Raw genomic sequence first — 18,987 nt, 5'->3', positions numbered from 1 at the left:
ATAAATAGGAAAATTTCTCCATTCAGAGCCATAATTAGTTCCAAACCTATTAATTTACGTTTCCTTCGGCATGGCAGACAAATAATGACGAATATTCCGCACCTCATTAAATATAAACGCAGACTCATTGCTTTGTGTTTGCTATTAATAAGTTTCCATGCCAATTCAATTCAACTTACGCCTCTAAGTGGAACTGAATATGTTGGCGATTTAGCGGAACTGGAAAAAAAGCGGGTACTGCGAGTACTCGTTGCTGCGGATCTGGGCTTCTATTACATCGAAGATGGTATCACCAAAGGAATTATTGCTGACTTATTGCAACACTTTGAGAAAGATATTCATAAGAAGCACCCTTCACTACACCTACAAATTATTCCTGTTCATCGTGATAACTTACTACCTTATGTCATTAATGGTTTAGGCGACTTAGCAGTTGCTAATATTACTATTACAGCCGAACGGAAAAAAAAGGTCGCCTTTAGCCAACCAGTACTGAGTAATATTTCAGAAATCCTTATTAATAATAAGAAACAGCCACCATTTACCAAAGTAACCGATTTAAGTGGTCAAACAATATGGATCAGAAAAAGTTCAAGTTACTATCAAAGTTTACTCAAACTTAATAATAAATTACGGATGCAAAACTTACCGTTAGCATCAATATTATTTATAGACGAAACTCTACAAGACTATGAATTACTAGAACTTATTAATTTAGACTTACTAAATGCAACTGTCATTGATGATCATAAAATAAAAATTTGGCAACCGATTTTAAAAAATATTCGTATAAATGATAGCTTTGTTTTACGTAACAATGGCCAAATTGCATGGGCAATGCGTAAAGATAGTCCTAAATTAATGGCATTAGTTAATCAATATATTAATACCGTAAAAGAAGGAACTTTAATCGGTAACATGATTTACAACAAATACCTTGAAAATCATCGTTGGCTTCATACGCTACTTGATCCTAATAATATCGATAGAATGGAAAAACTATCACATATTTTCTTTCGCTATTCAAAGCAATATGATTTTGATTACTTAATGTTAATGGCGCAAGGATTCCAAGAATCTGGCCTTAATCAACATAAAGTATCCAACAAAGGTGCTGTAGGAATCATGCAAATATTACCCAGTACTGCACGTGATCCTAATGTTGATATTCCTAACATTTATACCTCAACAAATAATATTCATGCTGGTATAAAATATATGCGTTACCTGCAAGATCAATATTTTAGTAGTGATGAAATAGATTATGATAATAAAATCTATCTTTCATTAGCCGCTTATAATGCAGGCCCAGGAAATATTAATAAAATGCGTCGATATGCAAAAGAACAAGGCTATAACCCTGATGTTTGGTTTAATAATGTTGAACTTATTACTCGCAAACACATTGGGATACAGCCTATTGTCTATGTTAATAATATTAATCGTTACTTTATTGTTTATAAGCAAATAATGAAACTAAAACGCTTTCGCGATTCAGGTATTCGACCGTTTATTCCACCGTATCGATTTGATGCTTCAGTATTATTCAAATAACGACTATCACAGCAGTATCATATAAGTTATTAAAAGCATAACTTCACACTCAGTATTATATTATGCTTTTAAGTTAGGTGAGGATAAATGCTTCGTGCGACGATCTTGTTTCTGGAAATACCATAATTTACGGTTTTTAGATGACTTTTTCATTACGCTACCAATAAAAATATGAATAGAACAAATATCATCCTATTTTTTATCTTTAATGTAAATTACAGCTACTACTAATCAGCACTCACATTTCCAATATTAAATTGTAATATTGGTACTGTAAATCAACCCAACCCTGTGAAATAGCGCTATCACAATTTCAAACCCAACCCCTTAGTTACAACAAATATCACTCATAACCTACGATAATAATTAAACAAAATAGCTTAAAAACGACAATTAATGAGAATTAAGTCACAAAAACGTTCAGTTATAATAATTAACACAGACGATAAAAATCATTTTTTAACATTTTCAATAGTCAGATTCAAACAAATAGCAAGCGATTGCGTAAATTTGAGAAATTAGTTCTTGTCAATTACAAAAAAAACCACTGGATTAAAAGTGCGATATATATCACTTTATCTAAGAATGAAATCGTTCAGCATAACCGCATAAACAGATAATAATCACACTGAGCACAATCCAATATGGTCTATCTACACTTTATACTCGGGCTAGTCGTTATTGCAGTATTAGCTTTACTCGCCAGTAATAACCGAAAAAACATTAAATATCGATATATTATTCAACTGCTTATTATTGAATTAGCATTAGCTTACTTCCTACTTAATTCGTCAGCTGGTACAGGTATTGTTAAAGAGTTTGCTGATGCCTTTAATGGCTTGCTTGCATTCGCAGCAGAGGGTACTAATTTTGTGTTCGGTAATTTATCGAATAATAATGATTTTAACTTCTTCCTTAGTGTATTGATGCCAATTGTCTTTATTTCTGCATTAATTGGTATTTTACAACATATAAAAGTATTGCCATATATCATCAAAGCTCTAGGCTTTTTACTCTCTAAAGTTAACGGTATGGGTAAACTAGAATCATTTAACGCGATCAGTGCATTAATGGTTGGACAGTCTGAAAACTTTATTACTTATAAGAATATTTTAGGCGGTATGTCTGAACGCCGTATGTATACCCTTGCAGCAACGGCAATGTCGACAGTTTCGATGTCTATCGTCGGCTCATACATGAAACTTATCGATCCTAAATATGTTGTAGCGGCATTGTTCCTTAACATGTTTAGCACCTTTATCATTCTTTCCATTATCAATCCTTATGATCATGAAGCTGAAATGGATATTGATGAGATGATGGCAGCAGAAAGTGGCGAAACATTAACTTTCTTTGAAATGCTAGGTGAATACATCTTAATGGGCTTTAAAGTTGCGGTTATTGTTGCAGCAATGCTTATTGGTTTCATTGCCTTAATCTCCATGATTAATGCTGGCTTTAGTGCTGCTTTTGGTATCAGTTTCCAAAACATAATCGGTTACTTGTTCTACCCTGTCGCATGGCTAATGGGCGTACCTGCTCATGAAGCATTACAAGCTGGTAGTATCATGGCGACCAAACTTGTTACTAATGAATTTGTTGCAATGATGGATCTACAAAAACAAATGGGTAGCTTATCAGCACACACTGTTGGTACTGTTTCTATCTTCCTTGTTTCATTCGCGAACTTTAGCTCTATTGGTATCATTGCCGGTGCAGTTAAAGGGGTAAACGAAGAAAAAGGTAATATGGTTGCTCGTTTTGGCTTACGTCTACTTTATGGTTCTACCTTAGTCAGTGTTTTATCAGCCTTGATTGCTAACATCATGCTATAACAACATTAATAAATTGCAGGGCCTCATTTGAGGTCCCTGCAATTTTTGTTTATAGATAAATCGATACACTCCCCATCGCCTCCCCTAGTACATCCAGTTTCATTTCATTAAGTAATCAATTCCACCACCATCATTTAAATAAGTAATATTAACTTCCAGTTTTAGCCTCTTTAATTTGTATGATAAATAATTTATTTTTGTGCTACTCATCACATAAAATTCGATTTAGCGAAAAATGTTCTGAGCCGATTAATAATCATAACCATGAGGCTTATATGTCAAATAAAACCATTTCAGGTGCAGAGCTTGTCGTTGCAACCCTAAACGCACACGATGTTCCGCATATTTTCGGTATTCCGGGCGCTAAAATCGATTCAGTCTTTGATGCTGTATGTGATAACGGGCCTGAAATCATTATTTGTCACCATGAACAAAATGCAGCTTTTATGGCGGCAGCAACGGGACGTTTAACAGGAAAAGCAGGTGTTTGCCTGGCAACATCAGGACCTGGCGCATCTAACCTTGTTACAGGTGTTGCAACAGCAAACAGTGAAGGTGACCCTGTTGTTGCGCTGGCTGGTGCGGTCCCGCTTTCGATGTATTCTCATAATACGCACCAATCAATGGATACACGCTCTCTCTTTAATCCGATTAGTAAATTTTCCGCAGAAGTCATGGACAGTGCTTCTGTATCTGATGTGGTTCACAAAGCATTTCGTATTGCAGAGCAACCTACTCAAGGAGCAAGTTTTGTCAGCCTACCTCAAGATGTATTGACGAATCAGATCCCTTTTATTCAGGTACAGCAACCTAAACCAATTTTATTTGGTGGTGCTCACCCACAAGCCATTCGCCAAGCAGCCGATCTTATTAATGCCGCTAAAAACCCAGTCCTATTATTAGGTATGGATGCAAGCCAACCATTTGTTACTGCGTCTATTCGTCAGTTGCTAGAGCAAACTAAAATTGCTGTGGTTAATACATTTGCAGCTGCTGGTGTAATTTCACATGATTTATATGATTGTTTCCTAGGCCGTGTTGGTTTGTTTAAAAACCAGCCAGGTGATATTGCATTAAATAATGCTGACTTAATTATCACAATTGGTTACAGCCCAATTGAATACGATCCTATTTTATGGAACAAAGATGGTAAGACTCCGATTATTCATATTGGTTATCAACAAGCTGATTTAGAAGCCAGTTATAATCCTGTTGCAGAAGTTGTTGGTGATGTTGCGGTCTCTGTTAAGTCAATTTCAGCAGAATTAGATCAACGAGAGCCTCTTGAGAATAATCAAAAACTTCAAGACTTACGCCAAGACTTACAACATATTATGCGCATGGGTATTAACAAAACATCGTCAATGGGTGTCCACCCACTACGTTTTGTTCATGACCTACGTCGTTTTGTAAGTGATGATACAACTGTATGTTGTGATGTAGGTTCCATCTACATTTGGATGGCGCGCTACTTCCACTCTTTTGAGCCTCGTCGCCTACTGTTCAGTAACGGCCAACAAACACTTGGGGTAGCTTTGCCTTGGGCTATTGCTGCGTCACTACTAACACCAAATGAAAAAGTTATCTCAATGTCAGGCGACGGTGGCTTCTTATTTTCATCAATGGAATTAGCAACAGCTGTACGTCATAAGTGTAATATTGTTCACTTTGTTTGGACAGATCACAGCTACGACATGGTTAAAATTCAGCAACTTAAGAAATATGGCCGTGAAAGTGCCGTGAGCTTTATGGGACCCGATATTGTTAAATACGCAGAAAGCTTTGGTGCACATGGCCTAGCAATTAATACTGCAGATGATATTGAACCTGTACTGCGAAAAGCAATGGCATTAAGTGGTCCAGTACTAGTGAACGTTAATGTCGATTACCGTGATAATAGTCGTCTACTTGATCAACTTCACCCTTGCCAACAAGATTAAGAGGAAAACATCATGAGTCATAAAAATAACGAAAAAACTTTCTACCAAACCTCAATGATGAGTGCCTTGATTGCAGGTTTATACCAAGGTGATTTTACAATTGGTCAATTGCTTGATCATGGTAATTTTGGTATCGGTACCTTTAATGATCTTGACGGTGAAATGATCGTTTTAGGCGATGACGTATATCAACTTACTAGTACTGGCGAAGTACATTTAGTTAATCATGATATTACGACGCCGTTTGCTTCAGTAGTTAACTTTGAGCCTACAGACAAAGTGAGTCTTATTGAGCTAACTAAAGCAGAATTTGAAACTTGCTTAGAAAAAGATTTTGTCGCTAACAACGCAATTAATGCAATCCGTCTAACGGGTAAGTTTTCATACGTTAAAACACGTACAGTGCCTGCACAGCATCGTCCTTATCCACCTATGGTAGAGGTAGTTAAACACCAACCTATCGCAGAAATGACCCATGTTTCAGGTATAATGATTGGTTTCAAGATCCCAGAATACATGATCGGCATTAATGTACCAGGGTTCCACTTCCATTTTATCAGTGATGATCGTACTCAAGGTGGTCATGTTAGTGACTTTATTTTAACTGAAGGTACCGCTGAAGTTGAAATCTTCAAAGATTTCCACCTCCGTATGCCCGCTTCTCAAGAATTTGATCGCGCAGATTTAAACCCTGAAGATCTTAAAGCGGCCATTCATACCACAGAGAAATAGTTTTAATTAAATATTCCCTCAAGCTCTATTCTTCATAAGGATAGAGCTTTTTTTTATGGTTTTTAAAAACATTATTGACAATGCTAATAACTGCCTTTATTATCCGCGCCAACTAAAGCAATCGATTACATTTGAAATTATCTTTATATTGTAATGCTTTAAGCGAAAATATCCGCACCACAATGCAGCTGATCCCCATCAGTTGTCTTTCTATTTTTATAAATATGAGAGACTTTGATTTTGGGATTGATTATGCAAACTAATACATTAAACACCAGTAACCCCACACGCCATTCTAATTGGCAAAATAAAGCAATTTTAAGTGTTGCTTTTTTAATGGCTACAACCTCTGTCGGCCCGGGTTTTTTAACGCAAACCGCGGTGTTTACCAATATCTATAATGTTGATATGGCTTTCCCTGTTTTCGCATCAATGTTTATCACTTTTGGGATAGTGATGAACTTATGGCGTATCGTTGCCGTTTCTGGGTTACGTATTCAAGATATTGCCAATAAAGTTGCACCTGGGATGGGATACTTTGTTGGTATTCTATTAGCACTGGGGGCTGTTGCGTTTAACTTTGGTAACGTTAGTGGCTCAGCACTTGGTATGAATGTTCTAATAGGATTGGATACTACTTGGGGGGCAATCTTTACTGGTGTTATTGGTAGTCTACTTTTTATTGTTCATAACGCTTCCAAACGAATGGATCAAATGGCGCGTTACTTAGGGCTACTAATGATAGTCTTAATTGCCTACGTCGCCCTCACTAATTTACCACCATTAGCACCCACAGTAATAGCAGCTATTGCACCTTCTGATTTTTCAAACCTGCTATTACCAACATTAACCATCGTCGGAGGTGCTGTTGGTGGTTATTATACTGGTGCACAACGATTAATTGATGTGAAGTTAACGGGTAGTGAAAATATACACAACGTAACCAAAACAGCATGGGCGGGTATATCTATTGCTGTCATTATTCGAATCTTATTATTTTGTGCGGTATTAGGTGTTATTACTACTAGAGTAACATTAGATCCATCAAACCCGGCGGCAGATGCATTTCGTCATGGTGCAGGTGATATTGGTTACTTTATTTTCGGATTAGTATTATTTGTCGCTTCAATTACTTCTGTCGTTGGCAATTCATACATGGCTATATCACTAATAAAAACCCTTTTTCCTATTGTTGCCCGTAATGAAAAATCATGGTGTGTAGGGTTTATAATACTAACCACTTTAGGCACGGTATTAATGAACATGCCTATCTTATTACTTATGTTAGCCGGATTAGTTAACAGTATCATTTTACCTATAGTACTCGCGACAGTACTTGCTGCCACACGTAAGAAAGATATTGTTGGCGATTACAAGCACCCACTTTATCTTACAACGATTGGGGGAATTATCGTGATTATAATGATTCTTGCGAGTCTTTCTAATATTAGTGGCTTTGTTACTAAATTTATAGGGTGACATCAAATCTGTGCCATCAGCTATACTTTTAGCGACTGATTTATATACGTGTTAAATAAAAATATTCACAATATAAAGAGTTACCTCTACATGTGGAAACTATAAAATATAATAAATATCAATATAAAAACCACTAATAGTTGTCTTTAGGTATAGGTTTTAGTTATATTAGAGAGACACCAATACAGTCATTCTTATGTAGAACGATAGGATATGACCGCCACTCATTATAATAAATAAGATGAATCGTTAAAAAATGAATATAAAGATTGAAACTCTTAGCTCATTTATTGCTGCTGCCGAATATGGTTCGTTTAGTGCAGCTGCACGACAGCTAAATAAAACACAAGCAGCAGTTAGCCTTACCATTCAAAATTTTGAAATTGATTTAGGATTTCAAGTATTTGACCGCTCAAGTAAATGCCCTCGTCTAACAGAAAAAGGCGAGCATGTACTCAAAAATGCCAAAATAATGATGGCACAATATCAAACATTCCTTGAGCGCTCGCTATCCATTTACCACATGAATGACGTGAAAATCAAGGTAGGTATTGACCCACTTGTTTGTAATGACAAAATACTATCAATAATCAAAGAGTTATCTTCAGATTTACCTAATATTGAATTGTTTATTATGCAACAAAATAGTAAACGTTTAGCTGAAGAGATCAAAGCTAAAAATCTCGATATTGCACTGGGTATTTTCGACCACGAAAACAAAATTAATCTAGAGTACACTCAAGCATTCAATATCAATGTCAGTTGGGTCGCAACTCAATCTTATCTTGATAAGTTTAATGCTGGCGCAACAACGTTAAGTTATCAAGATTTTTGTCAACAGCGCCTATTGATCCCAGCGTCTTTAGATTCATTACCCTTTGAAGAAGCAAAAGCAGCATTGCAATTGTGGCATGTTGAAGATATCCATACTATTTTGTCTTTATGTCGTGAAGATATTGGTATTTGTTGCTTACCTGACTTCGTATTACAACATGACCTTAAAAATGAGATGGTAAAAAAACTAAACCTTTCATTCAGTAAAATCACTAGCAATGTATGGTCAGCATCCCTTATTTATCCAATTGGATCTCAATTAAGTCCGGCTATTCACTGGCTTCAAGGACAATTTACTGATATCGAATCGTTTTAAATTATTATTTTTAGCATGAGCTTCCCAGTTCATGCTACCTCCTTCCTTTCTAGCACCTCGAACATTCTTACCATATAAGAAAGCAGCCATTCTCTAGGATAGCTATATCTGCTCATTTATATAGCCATAATTGTATACTTATTCATATTCTCCAAAGACACATAACTTATCAATTTACCAGTAAATTATTGTTACCAACTTTTACAAGTAGATTTTTATACCCTTTATTATTACCAGTCAGTAAAGGTTATTTGTTTTTTTACATCATTGTCCTTAAATGAGTTTGCAATATAATGGTCATCACTAGCACAACAGCGATATTTTAAAAAAAATACCCGTGTTGAGTTCACAGAACTTGAATTTTGATTGATTTAATTGTCTTATATCAAAGAAATTCATCACATATAAGATATCAGGTAGCCGCCCTGCGTGTTGTGGCTAATAAAAAGTCATTTTGTAGCAACGGATCAGCTCATAGATTTAATGATGGAAAGACCATCCCCTGAGAATGATGTCTAGGGTTCACTTTTTTGAGGTATTCGTTATGTCACGAATCGTTATTGTAGGTGGCGGTGCTGCCGGTATAGAACTATCAACTTTATTAGCAAAAGCTAATCGAAAAAAACATGAAATTATTCTGGTTGAACCAGAAACAGATCACTATTGGAAGCCACGTTTGCATGAAATTGCTGCTGGTACCTTTGACCGCGAGCTAGATTCAGTTTGCTATTTCACCCATGGCGCAATCAATGGTTACCAACATTATCAAGCAGCAATGACTGATATTGATCGTGAAAACAAGATGCTTAGCGTTCGTCGTAATGATGGTACAGATGCTGCGGTTAAATATGATTACCTTGTTGTTGCCGTCGGTGCAGTGAGTAATGACTTTAATACTAGCGGTGCTCGTGATAATTGTATTTTCCTTGATTCAGCAAGCCAGGCTCGTCATGCATGGAATAAAATCAGTCAATTGTTACGCGAAGGCAATGATCGTACCGTTAATATTGTAGGTGCTGGCGCAACGGGTGTTGAACTTGCAGCTGAACTTGCGCGAGTAAGTCACAAATTACAACGTTACAATGCAGCAAAACTGACAATCAACTTAATTGAAGCAGCAGATCGTGTGTTACCAAATAGCCCACAAAAAATGTCCGCTAAAGTATTAAAAGAGCTACAACGTACAAATATTAATGTGCTCTTAAATACACGCATCAGTGAAGTATCAGACCATGGCATGGTCACAGCTGATAATCAACCACTAGAGGCTGATATTCAATTTTGGGCTGCTGGTGTGAAAGCGCCTGAATGGCTAAATGGACTGGGCGGTTTAGAATATAACCGCATGAACCAAATTATTGTTAATGCTAATTTAACGACTACTATTGATGATAGTATTTTCGCTTTAGGTGATTGTGCATCAATTCCACAAGCTGACGGTAGTTTTGTTCCACCAAAAGCACAAGCGGCTAACCGTGCTGCGGTACATTTAACCAAAAGTTTAACTGGGTTATTACGTGGCAAAGAATTGACTGATTTTGAATTTAAAGATGGTGGTATGGTTGTTGCTGTCGGGCATCACTTTGCCGTAGGCTCATTTGCACCTAATTCAAAAATGGCAAATAAATTAGTCTTTAAAGGGCGTCTTATTCGTCGTCTTTACGATACTATTTTCCGTCTTCATCAACGTACCGTTGAAGGAATGTTTACCGTATCGCGTTTAATTATTACTAAACGATTAAAGGCACTATTCCAGCCTAACGGAATGTAGTAAACCAACAGAATATATATTCGGTTAATATTATTAGCCGAATATAATCACCTAATACCTAATACCTAATACCTAATACCTAATACCTAATACCTAATACCTAATACCTAAATATATTACTGATAATATTTTTATCACAAGTATTTAATACTCTTACTCTACATATAATATAAGATTAATATAATGAAAAAATTCTTTGCTAAATTATTCGGTAATAATACTGAAGGTTCATCTACACCTTTTATTAAATTACATCCTGCAATTGATAATGGAATTAAACCAACTAAAAATACATTTAAAGGTGGTTTAATTAGCTGTCATTGCCGAATAAATAAAGTAAATATTAAATTAAGCGGACAAACCGCTCATAACCATGCTTGTGGTTGTTCTAAATGTTGGAAGCCTAAAGGTGCATTATTTTCACAAGTAGCCGTAATTTCACGTGATAATGTTGAAATTATAGCGAATGCTAAAAAACTGATTGTCATCGATGAAACTGCAACTATTCAGCGTCATGCTTGTAAAGACTGTGGCGTTCATATGTATGGCCGTATTGAAGATACTAACCACCCATTCTACGGATTAGACTTTGTTCACACTGAGCTTTCTAATGAACAAGGCTGGTCTGCTCCTGCATTTGCTGCATTTGTATCATCAGTAATTGAAACAGGTACCGATCCTAAATCAATGGCTGCAATTCGCGAACGTTTTGAGTCATTAGGTTTAGAAGCTTATGATTGCTTATCTCCTGATTTAATGGATGCAATCGCAACTCATATTAGTAAAAATAAATAAAATATCCGCTATTTTATTTCATTGTAATGATGCCCTTTTAAGTTGTGCCTTATTAGGGCTATCCTTTATTTTTGATTGTTCCTATTTGGTAATAATCAATTACTGTATTCGTTATTGTGAAAAATGAAATTAAGCATAGAATATATTACATCAACACAATATATGTTTCGTTGATTCTTATTATAATTAATTTTTCATTTTGATCGCACTTGTACTACGTTAAATGTAGCACTTTAAAATGTCCTTTATAATTAATTATAATAAACCTACAAAATAAATATTATCTAATAACAATCCAATAAGAGAAACATTATGTCTATATCTCTACACCCTGCAATTGATAACGGTTTCGCTGCTACTAAAGAAAACTTCCAAGGTGGCGTATTAAACTGTAACTGTGAATCAAATACTGTGCGTGTAAAACTATCAGGTCAAACTGCACATAACCACGCTTGTGGTTGTTCTAAGTGCTGGAAACCAGAAGGTGCTGTATTCTCACAAATCGCTGTTATTTCACGTGACAACGTTGAAGTAATTGCAAATGCAGACAAGCTTGTAGTGATCGATGAATCTGCAGCAATTAAACGTCACGCTTGTAAAGAATGTGGTGTTCACATGTATGGTCGTATCGATAATACTAACCACCCTTTCTTTGGTTTAGATTTTGTTCATACTGAGCTATCAACTGATGAAGGCTGGTCAGCACCTGAATTTGCTGCTTTTGTTTCATCAATTATTGAAACAGGTACAGATCCTAAAGACATGACAGCAATCCGTGCTCGTCTAAATGAACTAGGTCTAAATACTTACGATTGCCTATCTCCAGCACTAATGGACGCAATCGCAACACATGTTTATGCTCAGAATCACCCACAGGCATAATACCTACACTTATTTAGTGTAAAACTCTAAAGCAATATCCTATTTGGGTATTGCTTTTTTTTTATTGGTATTTTAGATAATCGGGTAATGAAACATAACAAATGCGAGGGATATCACATTTAGATGATAACACCTCATATAATTAATGATATTAGTCTACCCTGACTACAAATTTTAGTAGCCATCTAATACTATATTTATTCCTAAAAAAGAAGTTATTGTTACACTGGTGTAATAATGATTTTCCATTTTTAGGGATTATCAATCTTTAAGAAACAAATATAATAGCTGCATCAAGTCACAATGACGATATCAAATCGGTGACTATAATTAACAACGAACACCATGTTTGAACATGGGTCATAACTATATTAAGAGAGCGAACGATGACTGACAAATTTATCAAATCAAAAGCTGCTATTGCTTGGGGTCCTAAACAACCACTTTCTGTTGAAGAAATTGATGTAATGTTACCTCGTGCTGGCGAAGTATTAGTTCGCATCGTTGCAACTGGTGTATGTCACACAGATGCATTCACATTATCAGGTGACGATCCAGAAGGTATCTTCCCTGCGATCCTTGGTCACGAAGGTGGCGGTATCGTTGAAATGGTTGGTGAAGGCGTTACAAGTGTTGAAGTTGGCGATCATGTTATCCCACTTTACACCGCTGAGTGTGGCAAGTGTAAATACTGCCTATCTGGTAAAACGAACCTTTGTCAGGCAGTACGTGAAACTCAAGGTAAAGGCCTAATGCCAGACGGCACGACCCGTTTCTACAAAGACGGTCAGCCAATCTTCCATTACATGGGCTGCTCTACTTTCTCTGAGTACACTGTGCTACCAGAAATTTCTTTAGCTAAAATTAGCAAAGAAGCACCGCTTGAAGAAGTATGTCTATTAGGTTGTGGTGTAACAACCGGTATGGGCGCAGTACTTAACACAGCTAAAGTGCAAGAAGGCGACACTATCGCAGTCTTTGGTCTTGGCGGTATCGGTCTTGCAGCAATCATTGGTGGTACTATGGCTAAAGCAAGCCGTATTATTGCAATTGATATCAACGAAAGTAAGTTTGACCTAGCACGTAAACTAGGTGCAACTGAATGCATCAACCCAATGAACTACGATAAGCCAATTCAAGAAGTGATTGTTGAATTAACTGATGGCGGCGTAGACTACTCTTTCGAGTGTATCGGTAACGTTAACGTTATGCGTTCAGCACTTGAGTGTTGTCACAAAGGTTGGGGCGAATCAGTTATCATCGGTGTTGCTGGCGCTGGCCAAGAGATCTCTACCCGTCCATTCCAACTTGTGACTGGTCGTGTATGGCGTGGTTCTGCATTCGGTGGCGTTAAAGGCCGTTCAGAGCTTCCTGGTATCGTTGACCGTTACATGGCAGGTGAATTCAAGCTTGATGACTTCATCTCATTCAACATGGGCCTAGATGACATCAACAAGTCATTCGACCTATTACACGAAGGTAAGAGTATCCGTACGGTTATTCACTTCGATAAGTAATTACTAGCCTTAATAGGCTCTATTCCCAGCGCATAATAATATGCGTTGGGAATTATTTATTTTATGTTCACTTGTTCAATACCATACGCTAATGGATTAGCAATTAACTCATTAACGATATTATATTTTTGTTTTACCTAAACCTTATTTTAGATACTGATCTAAATCATCGTTAATTGAGAATGGCATTTGCCACGCTCTGGCATTCTGTGTCAGAGCGTTTTTTATTCTCCACCAATTAAATTTAACTACATATTATACTTCTTGGATAAGGCCACTCTAATTATTAATAAGCCTTTTTAATACCAAGTCTTTCTTTTTATATTCTCGTTACGAAACGAACACCGAACAGAGACCTTTTTCATGAACCGTCATCTATTCAAATCGTTACCTTTTCAATTAATGATCGCAGCCCTATTAGCTTGGAGTCTCGCCTCTTTTTTACCATTACAATCTGGTTTTGAGCACTCCACGACGTTCAAATTATTGATGTTAACTAAAACAACCTATATCGGCTTACTCAAAATGCTGGTTGGTGTGGTGGTATTATTATCGTTGCTGCAAGGGATCACGAGTATTGGCTCAACTTCACGTTTAAAAACGTTGGGGTATAAAACAATAGCCTTCTATAGCCTTACTTCTACACTTGCAATCTGCTTAGGGTTAGGAGTCTCTCTAGCTATTCCTCAATGGCCACATTTAATTGATACTGCACAAGTAACTGTCGGTAGCCATGTTCAATTAATTGATAATAGTGCCTCTTCTGGTGGCGCTATTGCAGAAAAATTATTTAACATGGCATTAGTGAATCCTTTTCAAGCACTCGCAACAACAAACTTATTAGCTATTGTTGTTTTTGCACTGTTACTCGGCATTGCATTATTAGCCAGTTTACCGTCTAAACATCCTATTTTTGAACTTATTTCAGGACTTAATATTGCAATTAACCGAGTGGTGTCTGCGGTTATAAAATTAGCGCCTTTAGCTGTATTTGCCATTGTGTTTCAATTTACCGCTCAAAGTGGCAATAGTATTTTTGGCGAGTTAGCACTGTTTGCTTTATTAGTATTTTCGCTTACTTTGGTTCATGGTGGGGTTGTATTACCACTACTTGCTAAAATATTTACCGGTATTAAATATTCAACCTTATTTAGAGCACTATCCGCTCCCATGGCAATGGCATTTGCAACTTCATCAAGCTCCGCGACTTTGCCACTTTCACTGCAAACAGCTCAAGAAGATTTAGGCATATCACAACCAACCAGCAGTATGGTATTACCGTTAGGTTCAATCATGAATATGGATGGTACAGCACTGTTTGAAGGTGTGGCTGCGATTTTTCTCGCTCAACTTTATGGTATCGAACTTGGAACATCAGGACTGATCATGATTTTTATCATGGCAATGGTGTCATCAATTGGTGCTCCAGGCATGCCATCAGGTTCAATGTCAGGTATGCAACTGGTATTACTTGCGGTAGGTATTCCACTTGAAGCTATCGCGATATTGCTTATTATCGAGCGTCCATTGGACACTTTTCGTACCGCAGTCAATGTTGAAGGAGATTTAATCGCCGCTTTAGTCGTTGATAAATGGCAAAACCAGTCAACAAAAGTGTGATCTAAGTCTTTTTTAGCATGTTATCGCCTTCTACTATAGAAGCTTGATATTGCTTTGACAGCAATGAAACTGTGCCATAACATTACATACGAGCATAACGAATCAATATTAATTTATTCGTTATGCTCACCATACTTTTAACATCCTTTATATCAATATGGATACTGTGTACATTAGCAGCGATATAATGAAGCAATAGGAAGCTCAAAGATGATGTTAATTCACTAAAAATTAAATAATAATCAACCCGTGAAATGGCCGATCTATTATTTAACAATGAGTTAATAGGTCATATTATGGTCAGAAAATTATTGCAAGCATTAGGCTTCAAACATACTGAAACAAAATCTCGCCAATTGCGTGAGCGTCTTGAATTCGCAGTTCAACAAAATCTAGGCCAACGAGAAGCACGAGCTAATCGAAGTCATCAATAATAATCATTCACACTATGCAAAGACTTAATTATATTTACGGGCCTTGGCACGAGCGACAACAATAAGACGATTGAGCAATACTTTCTGTTTTACTGCATCAGCTTGTTTCAATTCTCGTATAATACGTATTACTTCTGTTTCTAAATACTTCGCCGTTTTGGTTTGTACCATACTACGAATAAGTTTTTCTGCATTATCTGGTATTGGTTGCTGTAGTGCCCATTCATAGCTGTAAGCACACTTCCCTGTTTCATCTGGATCAGGTAGAGAAATAACAGCGGCTTTAGGTGGTGATTGCATATCATCAATACGTGCAAGACGACGATAATATCCCTGAACCACTGATGACTTGTGGTATGGTAATTCGCCATCATGATATAGCCTCGGCCCTATTTCCTGAGCAACATCCGCCTTTGATTCAATAATAAATTGGCTGGCATTTTTGTCCTTACGAACATACTGATCTTTCTTAGCTGCTTCAACCGTATAATATATTTTCGCGCTATGTTTAGCCCGAGTCATTGCTACATAAGCAAGTCGACGCTCTTCTTCGGTATCAGCTGAAATACCTAATGCCGAACGGTTCACATAAGGAAAAGCATCTTTATCCCAATAAGGTAAATGTACTTGGCTGTACTCACAACCTTTAGCTCTAAAAATAGTGGTTAATTGAACACTGTTATTATTATTTTGTGATTGATTTTCAGCCGCTGACTGTTGCGTATAATATTCAAAATACTGCAATGCTTTATCACAGTTTTGATCCATTGATTCCAATACCGTTTCAACACTGTCTAAACGTTCAACAGCCTCTTCTATTTCAGTCGCCGTCGCTTCTGTTTTCCAAATCCAAGTATCAAGCTCACTATCACGACGATACTGTCTATAAACAGCTAAGGCTTTAAAATTACCCTTACGTTGTAACATTAATAATAACTCAACCCGATCTTTAAACGTTTCTAAATTTAACGTCGGTTGAATTTTTTCAGTTTGCTTTATTAAGCTAAGCCATTCATTACTTGGTCGCTGAGCCAAAGTTTCACACAACGGACGTAAACTTTTATTAGGAACATAACAGTGTGGGAATGATAATAAATTAAATAATAAATTCGCTTTATCATTACCGGCTAACGTCAAAAATCGCCCAGTAGCTAACACCATGATATCCATTAGTAATTTAACTTCGCGACTATGGGTTAGCACTGATCCTATCGGCATATGATACGGTATTTTCTTGGTTAAAAACGCTAACTCAAATAACATCGCTTGTGACCAGCGTCTAACTAAAATAGCCACCTCAGCAGGCTGCCCACCTTGCTGAATAAAATCAGCGACTGATTGTGCTATTTCACCTACTTGACGTGACGTACCAACCACTTCAACGGCTGTATCCGCGATTGACTCATGAGCAATGGTCTGAAAATCATGAAAACGGTGCTTATTATTTGAGATTAAATGACTCGCGGCTAACGCTAAACTATGACCAAATCGAAACGTATTTGACAAGGTATATGTCGTTGCTGGCGAAAAATCTTGCTCAAAATTCAGCATAAATTGTGGTGCACTACCGCGCCATTTATAAATACACTGATCAATATCCCCCACTGCCACTAATTGTGCTTGCGGTGACAACAGCAGTTTTAATAACTGATATTGGGCAGTATTTATATCTTGAAACTCATCAACCATCATAAATTTAATCTGTTGATGGTAATAATTACGAAGTGCATGATCATTTTTTAATAACTGGATTGTTTCCACCAGCCAATCATCGAAAAACAATTGTTTACGCTCTTTACGTACGGTTTCAAAATTCCAAAACGCTTCAACAATAAAGGCATATTCGCTATTTATTTCAGATAGCTCAAACACTTCTTTCGGCGGCAACATATGCGCTTTTACAAGCCCAATAAAGCTTATTAGTAGCTCAATAGTACGCGGATCTTTAAACGTCTGTTGTTTTTGATAAGATTTTTCTTGGGATGCCATTTGTCGTAATACAAATTTGGCAATACTTTTATCGCTATCACCACTATTAAAATCAATTTGATAACCTGTCGTCGACAAATAGCCGGATTGTCTTAACAACTGAAAACAAAAGCTATGGAAAGTATGAACGGGTATTCGCTCAGCTAACGGAATCTGTACTAACTTTGTCTTAAAATCAGTACGAATATCGCGATTAAACATTAATACCAGCATATTATCAGCAGCTATAGTCTGTAATTTATATTCCACAACCCCCACTAAAGTCGTTGTTTTACCCGTCCCAGCACCCGCCACGCACAGCGCATTGCCCGCCTGATGGTGAATAAAAGCAGTTTGTTCAGCAGTAAAACGGGTCATTAAAAATACTCAGTAAGACAATAAATGCATGGCAGGCGAGTATAACAATTGCCATCTTAAGTTTAAATCGTAAACCAACGATTGCGGTGAGCTAACACAAATGTAGCGTTGGTCTGTTTCTATTGTTAGAATTTGGCTTAATTATGGGTAGCAAAACGCTATTTACTGACTCTATGACCGTGCCTATCGGTGTTATAACTACTAAGAACTACCACATGTTAAAAAACAAAAGCTTCATGACAAACGCCCTTTCTCTTCTACTTTTATTCATTGGTTATATTAGCGATCAGCATATTATTCTTTACTGTGGTTTATTTGCCTTTTCGGGAGCATTAACTAACTGGCTTGCCATTTATATGCTATTTGAAAAAGTACCCGGCCTTTATGGCTCTGGGGTTATACCGGCTCGCTTTGAGGCCTTTAAAGCCGCAATAAAAGCATTAATGATGGAACAATTTTTCACCGAACAAAATATCAGCCGATTTTTAAATCAAGATGATAAACAAGCTGCTGCATTAGATATGCAGCCGATTATTAGTAAAATAGACTTTGCACCAACATTTGATTCATTATTAGATGTGATAATGAAGTCATCATTTGGTGGCATGATCACTATGATGGGTGGCGCAGAGGCGATGCAGCCGTTACGAGAACCATTCATTGCAAAAATGCAAGAATCCGTAATAGATATTAGTCAGCAAGATAATTTTAAAACAGCGCTGAAACAACAATTAGTTCAGCCTGAAACATTACATGATATTGAAAATAAAATTGAAGATATTATCGACCAACGTTTAAATGAACTTACCCCAAAAATGGTTAAAGAGATGGTTCAAAAAATGATCAGTGAACATCTTGGTTGGCTGGTTATTTGGGGAGGTGTCTTTGGTGGTGTTATCGGTATTATTTCAGCACTAATTACAGGCTAACAT

The 18,987-nt window shown here is 36.8% G+C and carries 14 protein-coding genes; 13 read left to right on the top strand and 1 reads right to left on the bottom strand.

All coding sequences use genetic code 11. The features are described from left to right. The first annotated feature begins 84 nt into the window (after positions 1-84). From C0W29_RS15605 to C0W29_RS21765, 12 genes are all read left to right on the top strand, one after another. Positions 85-1,554: an MltF family protein gene (locus C0W29_RS15605; RefSeq protein WP_045045711.1), complete on the top strand. Its 1,470-nt coding sequence runs from the start codon at positions 85-87 to the stop codon at positions 1,552-1,554. A 644-nt stretch (positions 1,555-2,198) separates the two neighbouring features. Continuing rightward, positions 2,199-3,389, top strand: a complete 1,191-nt coding sequence (locus C0W29_RS15600; protein ID WP_045043922.1) for a NupC/NupG family nucleoside CNT transporter — start codon at positions 2,199-2,201, stop codon at positions 3,387-3,389. A 275-nt stretch (positions 3,390-3,664) separates the two neighbouring features. Then, complete coding sequence (gene alsS / locus C0W29_RS15595; protein WP_036794142.1) at positions 3,665-5,329, top strand: acetolactate synthase AlsS; 1,665 nt, start codon at positions 3,665-3,667, stop codon at positions 5,327-5,329. 12 nt (positions 5,330-5,341) lie between these two features. Then, entirely contained in the window at positions 5,342-6,061 is a 720-nt protein-coding gene (gene budA / locus C0W29_RS15590; protein ID WP_045043923.1) for an acetolactate decarboxylase, read from the top strand. A 252-nt stretch (positions 6,062-6,313) separates the two neighbouring features. Then, complete coding sequence (locus C0W29_RS15585; protein ID WP_045045710.1) at positions 6,314-7,540, top strand: NRAMP family divalent metal transporter; 1,227 nt, start codon at positions 6,314-6,316, stop codon at positions 7,538-7,540. Positions 7,541-7,796: 256 nt separating this feature from the next. Beyond that, complete coding sequence (locus tag C0W29_RS15580) at positions 7,797-8,690, top strand: LysR family transcriptional regulator (RefSeq protein WP_036794137.1); 894 nt, start codon at positions 7,797-7,799, stop codon at positions 8,688-8,690. Positions 8,691-9,234: 544 nt separating this feature from the next. Then, the gene (locus C0W29_RS15575) at positions 9,235-10,461 is read left to right on the top strand and encodes an NAD(P)/FAD-dependent oxidoreductase (RefSeq protein WP_045045709.1); all 1,227 of its coding nucleotides are present in this window, start codon (positions 9,235-9,237) and stop codon (positions 10,459-10,461) included. Positions 10,462-10,644: 183 nt separating this feature from the next. Continuing rightward, positions 10,645-11,256, top strand: coding sequence for an S-(hydroxymethyl)glutathione synthase (gfa, locus tag C0W29_RS15570; RefSeq protein ID WP_080895466.1), 612 nt, complete (start codon positions 10,645-10,647; stop codon positions 11,254-11,256). A 312-nt stretch (positions 11,257-11,568) separates the two neighbouring features. Further along, the gene (gene gfa / locus C0W29_RS15565; protein WP_036794134.1) at positions 11,569-12,138 is read left to right on the top strand and encodes an S-(hydroxymethyl)glutathione synthase; all 570 of its coding nucleotides are present in this window, start codon (positions 11,569-11,571) and stop codon (positions 12,136-12,138) included. Positions 12,139-12,524: 386 nt separating this feature from the next. Beyond that, positions 12,525-13,655, top strand: coding sequence for an S-(hydroxymethyl)glutathione dehydrogenase/class III alcohol dehydrogenase (locus C0W29_RS15560; protein WP_036794131.1), 1,131 nt, complete (start codon positions 12,525-12,527; stop codon positions 13,653-13,655). A 363-nt stretch (positions 13,656-14,018) separates the two neighbouring features. Continuing rightward, a complete protein-coding gene (locus tag C0W29_RS15555; protein WP_036794129.1) occupies positions 14,019-15,275 on the top strand; it encodes a dicarboxylate/amino acid:cation symporter in 1,257 nt (418 codons plus the stop codon). Positions 15,276-15,571: 296 nt separating this feature from the next. Next, entirely contained in the window at positions 15,572-15,709 is a 138-nt protein-coding gene (locus C0W29_RS21765; RefSeq protein ID WP_162836323.1) for a hypothetical protein, read from the top strand. 24 nt (positions 15,710-15,733) lie between these two features. Here C0W29_RS21765 and C0W29_RS15545 read toward each other — a convergent pair whose 3' ends face one another. Then, positions 15,734-18,055, bottom strand: coding sequence for an ATP-dependent helicase (locus C0W29_RS15545; RefSeq protein ID WP_045045616.1), 2,322 nt, complete (start codon positions 18,053-18,055; stop codon positions 15,734-15,736). Between the two features lie 215 nt (positions 18,056-18,270). Here C0W29_RS15545 and C0W29_RS15540 point away from each other — a divergent pair, with 215 nt between their 5' ends. Further along, positions 18,271-18,984, top strand: coding sequence for a DUF445 domain-containing protein (locus tag C0W29_RS15540; protein WP_045045618.1), 714 nt, complete (start codon positions 18,271-18,273; stop codon positions 18,982-18,984). Positions 18,985-18,987: the final 3 nt, after the last annotated feature.

The organism is Photobacterium kishitanii, from assembly GCF_003026355.1.
In the GTDB taxonomy this organism is placed as follows: domain Bacteria; phylum Pseudomonadota; class Gammaproteobacteria; order Enterobacterales; family Vibrionaceae; genus Photobacterium; species Photobacterium kishitanii.
This window is presented reverse-complemented; position numbering and strand designations above follow the sequence as displayed.

What these genes read in the sequence shown, in the direction of transcription:
- C0W29_RS15560 (WP_036794131.1), top strand. Translation starts at nt 12,525, where the DNA reads ATGACTGACAAATTTATCAAATCAAAAGCTGCTATTGCTTGGGGTCCT.
- gfa (WP_036794134.1), top strand. Translation starts at nt 11,569, where the DNA reads ATGTCTATATCTCTACACCCTGCAATTGATAACGGTTTCGCTGCTACT.
- C0W29_RS15545 (WP_045045616.1), bottom strand. Translation starts at nt 18,055, where the DNA reads ATGACCCGTTTTACTGCTGAACAAACTGCTTTTATTCACCATCAGGCG.
- C0W29_RS15575 (WP_045045709.1), top strand. Translation starts at nt 9,235, where the DNA reads ATGTCACGAATCGTTATTGTAGGTGGCGGTGCTGCCGGTATAGAACTA.
- C0W29_RS15580 (WP_036794137.1), top strand. Translation starts at nt 7,797, where the DNA reads ATGAATATAAAGATTGAAACTCTTAGCTCATTTATTGCTGCTGCCGAA.
- C0W29_RS15540 (WP_045045618.1), top strand. Translation starts at nt 18,271, where the DNA reads ATGTTAAAAAACAAAAGCTTCATGACAAACGCCCTTTCTCTTCTACTT.
- budA (WP_045043923.1), top strand. Translation starts at nt 5,342, where the DNA reads ATGAGTCATAAAAATAACGAAAAAACTTTCTACCAAACCTCAATGATG.
- C0W29_RS21765 (WP_162836323.1), top strand. Translation starts at nt 15,572, where the DNA reads ATGGTCAGAAAATTATTGCAAGCATTAGGCTTCAAACATACTGAAACA.
- alsS (WP_036794142.1), top strand. Translation starts at nt 3,665, where the DNA reads ATGTCAAATAAAACCATTTCAGGTGCAGAGCTTGTCGTTGCAACCCTA.
- C0W29_RS15600 (WP_045043922.1), top strand. Translation starts at nt 2,199, where the DNA reads ATGGTCTATCTACACTTTATACTCGGGCTAGTCGTTATTGCAGTATTA.
- gfa (WP_080895466.1), top strand. Translation starts at nt 10,645, where the DNA reads ATGAAAAAATTCTTTGCTAAATTATTCGGTAATAATACTGAAGGTTCA.
- C0W29_RS15555 (WP_036794129.1), top strand. Translation starts at nt 14,019, where the DNA reads ATGAACCGTCATCTATTCAAATCGTTACCTTTTCAATTAATGATCGCA.
- C0W29_RS15585 (WP_045045710.1), top strand. Translation starts at nt 6,314, where the DNA reads ATGCAAACTAATACATTAAACACCAGTAACCCCACACGCCATTCTAAT.
- C0W29_RS15605 (WP_045045711.1), top strand. Translation starts at nt 85, where the DNA reads ATGACGAATATTCCGCACCTCATTAAATATAAACGCAGACTCATTGCT.